At 70.8% G+C, this 8,672-nt stretch carries 11 protein-coding genes; 1 reads left to right on the top strand and 10 read right to left on the bottom strand.

The window, feature by feature from the left end; all coding sequences use genetic code 11:
• The 5 genes from ACT6XY_RS21505 to ACT6XY_RS21485 all read right to left on the bottom strand — a co-directional run.
• Positions 1-261 (bottom strand): FAD-dependent monooxygenase (locus tag ACT6XY_RS21505; protein ID WP_444750351.1); only part of this gene is annotated, 261 nt, incomplete at its 3' end.
• Between the two features lie 4 nt (positions 262-265).
• Positions 266-514, bottom strand: coding sequence for a zinc-finger domain-containing protein (locus ACT6XY_RS21500; RefSeq protein WP_444750350.1), 249 nt, complete (start codon positions 512-514; stop codon positions 266-268).
• Between the two features lie 70 nt (positions 515-584).
• Positions 585-1,208: an exopolysaccharide biosynthesis protein gene (locus ACT6XY_RS21495; protein ID WP_444750352.1), complete on the bottom strand. Its 624-nt coding sequence runs from the start codon at positions 1,206-1,208 to the stop codon at positions 585-587.
• Positions 1,209-1,246: 38 nt separating this feature from the next.
• Positions 1,247-1,867 carry an exopolysaccharide biosynthesis protein gene (locus ACT6XY_RS21490; protein WP_444750349.1) on the bottom strand — a complete coding sequence of 207 codons (621 nt, stop codon included), beginning with the start codon at positions 1,865-1,867 and terminating at the stop codon, positions 1,247-1,249.
• A 103-nt stretch (positions 1,868-1,970) separates the two neighbouring features.
• Complete coding sequence (locus ACT6XY_RS21485; protein WP_444750348.1) at positions 1,971-2,273, bottom strand: usg protein; 303 nt, start codon at positions 2,271-2,273, stop codon at positions 1,971-1,973.
• 184 nt (positions 2,274-2,457) lie between these two features.
• Between ACT6XY_RS21485 and bcsS the strand changes: the two genes are divergently transcribed.
• Complete coding sequence (gene bcsS, locus ACT6XY_RS21480; RefSeq protein ID WP_444750347.1) at positions 2,458-3,168, top strand: cellulose biosynthesis protein BcsS; 711 nt, start codon at positions 2,458-2,460, stop codon at positions 3,166-3,168.
• On the opposite strand, the gene ACT6XY_RS21475 is transcribed toward bcsS, so the two are convergent.
• The 5 genes from ACT6XY_RS21475 to ACT6XY_RS21455 all read right to left on the bottom strand — a co-directional run.
• A complete protein-coding gene (locus tag ACT6XY_RS21475) occupies positions 3,151-4,701 on the bottom strand; it encodes a glycosyltransferase family 39 protein (protein WP_444750346.1) in 1,551 nt (516 codons plus the stop codon). The genes bcsS and ACT6XY_RS21475 overlap by 18 nt on opposite strands.
• 1 nt (position 4,702) lies before the next feature.
• Positions 4,703-5,806 carry a glycosyltransferase gene (locus ACT6XY_RS21470; RefSeq protein WP_444750345.1) on the bottom strand — a complete coding sequence of 368 codons (1,104 nt, stop codon included), beginning with the start codon at positions 5,804-5,806 and terminating at the stop codon, positions 4,703-4,705.
• A gap of 35 nt (positions 5,807-5,841) precedes the next feature.
• The gene (locus ACT6XY_RS21465) at positions 5,842-6,474 is read right to left on the bottom strand and encodes a class I SAM-dependent methyltransferase (protein WP_444750344.1); all 633 of its coding nucleotides are present in this window, start codon (positions 6,472-6,474) and stop codon (positions 5,842-5,844) included.
• 35 nt (positions 6,475-6,509) lie between these two features.
• A complete protein-coding gene (locus tag ACT6XY_RS21460; protein ID WP_444750343.1) occupies positions 6,510-7,760 on the bottom strand; it encodes a DUF3419 family protein in 1,251 nt (416 codons plus the stop codon).
• 329 nt (positions 7,761-8,089) lie between these two features.
• Positions 8,090-8,672, bottom strand: a 583-nt coding sequence (locus ACT6XY_RS21455; RefSeq protein WP_444750342.1) for a nucleotidyltransferase family protein, incomplete at its 5' end; no start/stop codon positions are given.

Genomic DNA, 8,672 nt, shown 5'->3' with positions numbered 1-8,672 from the left:
GGCAAGGACGGCGCCCGAGGTGCCCGCGCGCACGTCCATGCCCGCCGGCGCCACCACGAGGGCGGCCAGCGCCTCGGCGAGGCCGAGGGCTATGAGGATGCGGCTGGCGTTGGGGGAGAGCTGGATGCCGGCGCCGACCTCCTCGAGCGCGGTCGCGCGTTCGAGGACGGTCACCTTCAAACCGGAGCGGGCGAGACAGAGCGCAGCCGTCAGGCCGCCGATGCCGGCACCGGCGATGGTGACGTTGCGCGGGCCCGCCACCGGATCAGGCGTCGGCGAGGGTCTTCACATAGGCGCCGGCCGGACGGGTCTCGTCGGCATGGAGCGCGGAGTCGTACTTGTAGAGCGTCGAGCAGTAGGGGCAGACGATCTCGGTGTCGCCGCCCATGTCGAGGAAGACGTGCGGATGGTCGAAAGGCGCGCGGGCACCCATGCACTGGAATTCCTTCACGCCGATGTGGATGACGGCGACGCCGTCGTCATTGGCGAAATGGGGCACGATGTGATCGGCCATGGCAGGTCCTCGTCCAAGATGCGCGGACCATACTGCCCGCGCGCACGCAAGTGAAGCGGCGTCCGCGGGTTCAGGAGGTCAGCCAGCCGAAGCTCGCCAGCGCCGCGGCCACCAGCGCGACCACCAGCGCCACCACGAGCACGGTCGCGACGATGCCGATGGCGTGGCCGGCGGCCACCAGCATCCCGTCCTCCTCGAGAAGGCCGATGGACAGCACCACCAGCGCGACGCCCGGCGGGAAATTGCCGATCCACGACAGCGGCAGCGCGAGGATGCCGCCGAGCAGCACGAACATGGCGCCGAGCGCGACGTGCCCGAGGCCGCGGGTCAGGAAGGTCCAGCGCGGCCGCGCCACCCGTTCGAGCTTGGCCACCCAGCCGATCGTGCGGTCCACCATCGCCGCGAGCTGGGCGCGCGGCAGCGACCTGTCACCGATGGCCGACGGCAGCCAGGGCGCATGCCGCCCGACCATCATCTGCAGTCCGACCAGCCCGATGACGACGCCGGAGACGGTGGAAACGCCGGGGATCATCGGGATGATGTTGGGCAGGGCGAAGATCAGCACCAGGAGGCCGAAGGCGCGGTCTCCGAGGGTCTCGGTCAGTTGCGCCAGCGAGATCCGGTCCCCCTCACCCACGGTCTTGAGGGCGAGGAAGACCTCGGAAGTCCTGAGCGTCGAAGGGTCGGAATTCACCTGCAAGGGCCTGTCTCTCCTCGGCGGGCAAGCCGTCGTCAGAACAGGACGGCCAGTGCGCTCGCAACGACGGTGTAGCCGATTCCGGCACCGACCGCTGTGGCGATCGCGGCGAGCACGAAGCCCGCCGTCACGAGAACACCGTCGCGCTCCGTCAAGCCGAGGCCGAGCACGCAGAGGGCGAGGCCCTGCGGCATGGAGCCGATCCACGGAATCGGCACGATGATCAGGAGCACCGCCAGCACCAGCACGGCGATGCCGACGAGGCGGCGGGCGGTCGGCCCCGCCGCCAGGGCGAAGCGCGGACGCGTGACGGTCTCGATCCGCCGGAGCAGCGGCAGGGTGCGGTTCACCACCTGGGTCAGCCTGGCGCGCGGCAGGGTCGTGCCGGCAATGCGGGCGGGCAGCCACGGCACCTCGCGACCGACGACGATCTGCAGCGCGAGCAGCAGGAGAACGATGCCTGTGAGGATCGGCAGGCCGGGAATCGGTAGGAGGTTCGGCAGGCCGAACAGGATCAGCGACAGTCCGAAGGCGCGCGAGCGCAACGATGCCAGGAGGTCGCCGACCGTAAGGTTCCCCAGCACCTCCGCATGGCTGGATGACTGGGCCGACATCAGTGCCGCAATGATCTGCGAGGTCTTTTCAGGGGCGGGCACGAGAGATTCCGGCAGGGACGAAGGCGCTGACCATACGTCGCCCCGCCGCATCCCGCCACTGCCCTTCGTTCGCGCCGCTGGCCCTTGCGACAATAGGCGCCGGTCAGTGCAGCCAGGCGAGACTCTGCGCCACCCGGAGTTCGCAAGGCCTGACCAGCCGGGAGGAGACCACCGTCACCTGGTGCAGCCGGCCGTCGAGGCTCCTCTCCCAGAAGGCGAGAAAGCGCTTCAGCACCGGGAAATAAGGCGCCTGGTCGTAGTCCTGCCAGAGATATGTCTGCAGCAGCAGCGGATGGTCCGGCATGCGGTAGAGGATTTCGGCGGTGGTGAGGGAATAGCCCTCGATCATCCGGACGAAATCCGCGTCGGCGCGGCGCGGTGCGAGGGATGGGGACTGCTCTGGCATGACGGCCTCCGGCGAAGCTGCGACGATGCACTGGTCGGCGCCCCGTGATCCGGAACGCATCTCCCGGATTGAGCGGCCGGCATGGTTAGCGACCGGTTAACGGGCCGCCCCGGAACGGGCAGCGGCGCAATCATCCGGTGATCTCCCATATGGCGGCATGTCGGTTTCCGTGTGGAAATGCGCCATGCGCGCATGGGGAGTGTGGGGAGCCATCGCCGTCGCATGGTTGCCGGCCGCGGCGCTCGCCGAAGCCGCCGTTGAACGGCGCTCCACCAGTTTCCTCGGCATCGACGCCGCCTTTGACGGCACCTATCTCTCCGCCGGCTTCGACCTCTCACCCTGGCGGCGCCCGGATGGCCGGGGGGTCGCCTTCCGCTTCACCGCCGGCACAGGCCTCTCGCGCTTCCGCATCGACCCCGCCCTGCCTGACCGGGTCGCGGAAACCTCGACCGCCGCACGGCTCATGGCCGGCTGGCGCGAGGAGGGCCGCTGGGGCTCGGCGACGCTCTTCGCCGGTCTCGCCATGGAGACGCGCCGCCTCTCCCCCGCCTTGCCCGACCCGCAGGTCGGCACGCGCTTCGGCCCCGCAATCGCCGTCGACGCGTGGCTCACGCCAGCCGACCGCGTCGCGGTGCAGCTCTTCGCCACCTATGCGACGCCCTTCAACGCCGCCAGCCTGCGAATCGCGCCGGGCTACCTGGTCGGCGCGGGCGTCCATGTCGGGCCGGAGGCGACGTTGAGCGCTCATCACGGCACGCTGCGCACTCGCCTCGGCCTGCACGTGACCGGCCTCACCATCGGGCCGGTCGGCCTGCGCCTGTCCGGAGGCTATGCGCGCGACCGCGGCGGCGCCGGCGGGTTCTATGCCGGCCTGTCGCTATGGCGCCATCACTGAGCGGTCAGGGGGGGGCGCGGCGAAGTCCGGCAGTCCAGGCGCCCGCGGCTCGCGCACCAGGTAGAGCGCGAGGCTGTCGATCCGGTCAGTCAGGCCGAACCGCGGCCGCCAGAGGCGCTCGACGCGTCCGGCCGGCTCCACCACCCGGTAGAAACGGCCGAGGCGCGCCACGACCTCGGCCTCGCGGCGGCTCTCGACGGCCACCAGGACGGGCCGCGAGGCGATGGCGGCAGCGTCGGGCTCCGGCTCCATCGCATAGCGCAGCCGTTCGCCGAACTGCACCACGGGCGGCCGTCCGGACCCGTAGAAGCGCAGGTGCGCCGTCGTGGTGTAGCTCGCCGTGGCGATGGTGCCGGCTCCGGTGCGCCCGGCCGCAGACTCCACCGCCGCCGCCGCCGCCCGCCAGCCGTGGAGCTGGCCGGTGGGGTCGATGGCGAGGGGCGCCAGCCGGAAGGCCGCATGGCCGATGACGAAGAGCCCGAGGAGAACGCCCGTCACCACCGACCAGCGCAGGCTGACCCGAACAATCGCGGCCAGGGCAGGTGCGGCCGGCAGGGCCCTCGCGCCGATCACGGCGACGGCGATGGAGGCCGGCAGCAGGCAGGCCGTCCAGTTGCCCTGCACCCGGTCGAACAGCCCGTACCAGACGAAATAGGCGAGGAGCGGCAGGACCGAGACGGTGATCAGAACTGCGCCCGGCTCGCGCTCGCGCAAGGTGCGCCGCGCCGCCACCCAGAGCCCCCAGAGCACCACGACCCCGACCAGGGGGGTCAGCAGTGCCGCCTGTCCGGCGATGAACTCCGGCACGAAGCGCGGATCGAAGGCCTTCGGCACGGCGCGGCCGAACTGCTTGGTGAGGGAGGCGCCGCCATGGGCGATGTTCCACCACAGCACCGGCGCCATCACCAGGAGGCAGAGGGTGCCGCCGGCATAGGGCCAGGGAGAGCGCAGCCAGCGCCGGAGCTCGGGCACCAGCACGATCCACAGGAAGATGGCGAGGCCGAGAAAGACGGCGGTGTACTTGGAAACGAAGGCGAGGCCGACCGACAGGCCGGCGGCGAGCCACCAGACGCCCTTCCCCGTCCGCCACACCTCGACGAGTGCCAAAAGGGCGAGCGTCCAGAACAGGACGAGCGGCGTGTCGGGCGTCACCAGCAGCGCGCCGGCGCCGAGGAACAGCGTCGCCTGCACCAGGCCCGCGCCGGCGGTCGCTGCCGCGCGATCCCCGGTCAGCCGCCAGACGAGACGCCAGACGCCGAGGCTCGCCGCCGCCCCGAGCAGGACGGAGAGCCATCGGATGCCGAATTCCGTATCGCCGAAGACGGCCGTCGAGGCGCGGATCAGCACCGCCACCATCGGCGGGTGGTCGAAATAGCCGAAGGAGAGATTCTTCGACCACATCCAGTAATAGGCCTCGTCGGCGGCGAGGCCGAGCGCGCCCGCCGCCCAGAGGCGCAGGACCGTCAGGACCGCGACGAGAAGGACGACGGCGCGGGCGCTGCCCGCCCAGACCGGGCGCAGCTCCGGCGCCATGTCAGCGCCGCCAGACGAGGGCGGCGGAGGCGGCATAGTTGAAGACCGCGCCCATCACGGCGCCCGCGAGGCCCGACAGCCACCAGTCGACGTCACCCGCATAGAGCCAGCTCGCCACGCCCACGTTGCCGAAGGCGCCAATGCTGCAGACGATGTAGAAGAGCATCAGGCCGGTCAGGAAGCGCCGGCCCTTCAGCCGCGCGTCGCGGTAGGTGATCTCGTTGTTGATGACGAAGTTCGAGGTCATGGCGACATAGGTCGCGATGGTCTGCGCCCATTCGAATCGGATGTCCGCCGCGAGGCCCGCATAGAGCACCGCGAGGTGGACCAGGAGACCGCTGGTCCCCACCAGCGCGAAGAAGATGAAGCGCAGCGGGATGATGCCGCCGGACAGCTTGTTGAGGACGAAGCCGATATAGTCGAGCGCTACCTTCGCATCGAGCTTGCTCTCGCCGTGGACGCGCTCGCGGAACGTGAAGGGCACTTCCCCGAGGCTCGGCGACTTCGGCACCGAGGCCGCGATATCGGCCAGGATCTTGAAGCCGGTGGTGGAGAGGCGCGGCGCGACCTCCTCGACGATGTCGCGCCGGATCATGAAGAAGCCGGACATCGGGTCCGAGAGCGGCGCCTTGAGGATCATCGACGACAGGCGCCGGCCGAGGTCGGAAATCCCCTGGCGGATCGGCGAAAGACCCTCGGTCTTGGAACCGCCGTCGATGTTGCGGCTGGCGACGACCAGGTCACGGCCCGCGCGGATCTGCTCCAGCATGGCCGGCAGGATGGTCTCGTCGTGCTGCAGGTCGCCGTCCATGACGGCGACCACCGGCGCGGAGGAGGCGAGCATGCCCTCGATGCAGGCCCCCGCCAGCCCGCGCCGCCCGACCCGGCGGATGCAGCGCACCCGGGGGTCGCGCCGGGCGATCTCCTTGACCACGGCCGCCGTGCCGTCCGGGCTGTCGTCGTCGACGACGATCATCTCCCAGGCGATGCCGGCGAGAACCACGTCGAGCCGCCGCGCCAGTTCCGGCACGTTCTCGCGTTCGTTGTAGCTGGGCACGACCACCGTCAGTTCGGGGGCGCCGGCGGTCTCGATGGCCTGGGTCATATGGCGGGGGTCATAGACCTCGCCCGCCGACGGGGTCAAGCAAGGCCCGGCCGCGTCGCGACGGCGTGGACGGCATAGTCGCGGAAGGGTCGCTCCAGGCGCATCGCAAACCCCCGCGCCGCCGCAGCGTCCCGGAAGCGCTCGGCGAAGCCGTCGCGGGGCGTGACGTGGAACTGCGCCAGCCAGGCGCGCAGGCCCGCCCGGAACAGGCCCGGAAGCTGCGCCTGCCCGCCGAAATCCACCACATGCAGCGAGCCGCCCGGAAGCACCGCCTCCATGGCGCGGTCGAGCGCCTCCTGCCAGGGCGGGATCATCGACAGCGTGTAGGAACAGAACACCCGGTCGAAGCCGTCGCGGGCGAAGCAGGTGAGCGGATCGAAGCCGGCGGCGTCGGCCCTCGCGAGGTGGATGCGGTCGGCGAGACCCGCGCGCGCCACCGCGCGCCGCGCCTCCGCCAGCATGACGGGGCTGACGTCGAAGCCGAAGAACCGCGCATGCGGATAACGCCGTGCGGCGACCACGAGATTACGCCCGGTGCCGCAACCGACCTCCAGGACCGTCCCCCCGGACGGGGGATCGAGGGCGGCGATCAGGTCGTCCCGCCCCAGCAGGTAGAACTTGCGCGTGGCGTCGTAGATGCCGACCTGCCAGCGGTAGATGGCATCCATCCTCTCCGCGGCCGGAAAGACGTCGGTCGGGGCGCTCACGGCGCGGCCAGGGTGTAGAGGTGGAAGCCGCCGTAGATCGACGAGCGGTCGCGCTCGGTCCAGGCGCGGCAGCGCTCCGCGTCGTAGCGGAAACGCGCGAGAAGTTCCGGCGCGAGCCGGCCCGGCAGCAGGCTCTCCTCGGCGGCGGTGCGGAAGATGACGCGGGCGCCGGGCCGGGCGGTGCGCAGGATGGCGGACCACAGCCGGTTCAGCACCGCATCGGTCATCCAGTCCTGCGCGTCGAGCAGCACATAGGCGTCGCGCGAGGCTTCGGGAAGGCGCTCCAGATGGTCGATGAAGTTCTCGTGGCACACGTCCACCCGGTCGGCGCGGTCCCGCACCGTGTCGAAATGCGCCGCGGCGAGATAGGGCGGCACGGCCCCTGCCCCGCCCTGGTAGCGGCGGCCGAAGGCCTGCCAGGCGAAATAGTTGGCCTCCAGCGGGAAACCGCAGGCAAGGCGCTCGAGGCGCGCCACCAGCACCTCTTCCATGCCGCCGCCAGCCTTCGCCGAGGACAGCAGCGCCTGGTACTGCGCGGGCGGGATGCCGAGCCCGTAGAGCGAGGCGGGGTTCTTCACCAGCCAGCGCACGAGCGGCGAGGAAAACAGCGGCTTCAGCTCCGCATCGAAGATCGCGCGCTGGTCGGCGAGGGAACGGGCCTCGAGCATCCGCCGCGGATCGCGCCCGTGCAGGCGCGCCACGGCATGGCCGGTGCCGATCATCCAGCCCAGCAGGCCCTTGCGGTAGATGTTGCCGGAGAACTGCCCGATCCGCCTGCGGCCGGCCCAGTCGCGCCGGTCCCAGTAGGCGCGCGTCGCGTCATCGAGCCTGTCGCGCAGATGCGCGCCGTAGGCCGCGACGTTGGCGCGGCTGTCGGCCTCGCCGAAGAAGCGGAAGAAGCTCTGCTGGTCCGGCAGGTGGCGGGCAGCGGCAAGCTTCAGCCGGTTCAGCGCCACATGATGGGCATTGAGGTCGACGGCGGTGATCGCCGCCGGGCCGGCGACGAGATAGCTGAGGACGTTGCAGCCACCCGAGGCGATCGCCACCACGTGATCGGCGGGGCCGAGCGCCAGCGCCTCCATGTCGATCTCCGGATCCTCCCAGATCTGCGGATAGACGAGGCCAGAGAACATCAGCGTGAAGAGCTGTTCCTGCATGCCTTCCCGTGACAGCGGCCGATGGCGGGAGACGGCCCGCCCGATATTGCGCTGGGTCGCCTTGCGCGCCTCGCCTGCTGCCAGAGTCATGCCGCTTCATCCCGATTCGAAGGCGTTCGGATCGGGTTAGGCGGGGCGCGTGACGCGCCGGTGAAGCGGCGATGACCCCCCGATGACGCCCCCCGGAGCGGCTCTGAAACGGTGCCTCCGGGGGATGCCGACAATTGCAGCGATTTCCCGGACGGGGGGTTAAGGTCAACGGGTAGGGTAAAGATGCGGCCGTGATTGTGCTGCTCAGCGAATGGGCAGATAGACGGGTTCAACCACTCCGCGTCCACGGAGATGACCATCTGAAGCCCCGGGCCGGAAACGACCCGGGGATTTTTTTTGTCAAACTTGCCGCAAGGACTTCAGCATCGTTAAGGAGCGGGACGTCCGCCCGCGGCTGCGAGAGCCTCCGGCGTGTCGAGGTCGAGGTGGACGTCGTCCGTCTCCGCCGGCACCTCGGCGACGACCTCCGGTGCCCCCGCCAGCACCGCCCGGCCGCCCTGGTCGCCCGAGACCTTCAGCAGTTCGGCGAAGAAACGGCGGCCCCACAGCACCGGATTACCCCGCCGCCCGCCAGCCACCGGCACGACGATGTGCCGCCCCTCCGCCGGCGCGAAGGCGGCGGCGAGCCTGCCGACGAGCCCCGACGAGATGCGCGGCATATCGCCGAGCAGCACCACCGCGCCGTCGATGTCCTCGCCGAGGGCGGCGATCCCGCTCCGGAGCGACGTTGACAGCCCCTCGGCGAAATCGGCGTTGTGCACGAAACGCACCGGCAGGCCCGCGAGCGCGGCGCGCACCGCCGCCTCCTGGTGGCCGGTGACGACGAGAACCGCGGCGAGGCCTGCCCCGAGGGCCGCCTCCGCCGCATGCCTCACCAGCGGCCGCCCGGCGATCTCGGCGAGCAGCTTGTTCGGCCCGCCCATGCGCGTCGAGCGACCGGCCGCCAGCACG

Source organism: Phreatobacter sp., assembly GCF_052440005.1.
Lineage (GTDB): Bacteria > Pseudomonadota > Alphaproteobacteria > Rhizobiales > Phreatobacteraceae > Phreatobacter.
Note: the sequence above shows the minus strand (reverse complement) of the source record. Positions and strands in the feature narration are given on the sequence as shown.

Coding starts and splice junctions, on each gene's coding strand:
- ACT6XY_RS21475 (WP_444750346.1), bottom strand. CDS start 4,701: ATGGCGCCGGAGCTGCGCCCGGTCTGGGCGGGCAGCGCCCGCGCCGTC.
- ACT6XY_RS21500 (WP_444750350.1), bottom strand. CDS start 514: ATGGCCGATCACATCGTGCCCCATTTCGCCAATGACGACGGCGTCGCC.
- bcsS (WP_444750347.1), top strand. CDS start 2,458: ATGCGCGCATGGGGAGTGTGGGGAGCCATCGCCGTCGCATGGTTGCCG.
- ACT6XY_RS21460 (WP_444750343.1), bottom strand. CDS start 7,760: ATGACTCTGGCAGCAGGCGAGGCGCGCAAGGCGACCCAGCGCAATATC.
- ACT6XY_RS21470 (WP_444750345.1), bottom strand. CDS start 5,806: ATGACCCAGGCCATCGAGACCGCCGGCGCCCCCGAACTGACGGTGGTC.
- ACT6XY_RS21485 (WP_444750348.1), bottom strand. CDS start 2,273: ATGCCAGAGCAGTCCCCATCCCTCGCACCGCGCCGCGCCGACGCGGAT.
- ACT6XY_RS21465 (WP_444750344.1), bottom strand. CDS start 6,474: ATGGATGCCATCTACCGCTGGCAGGTCGGCATCTACGACGCCACGCGC.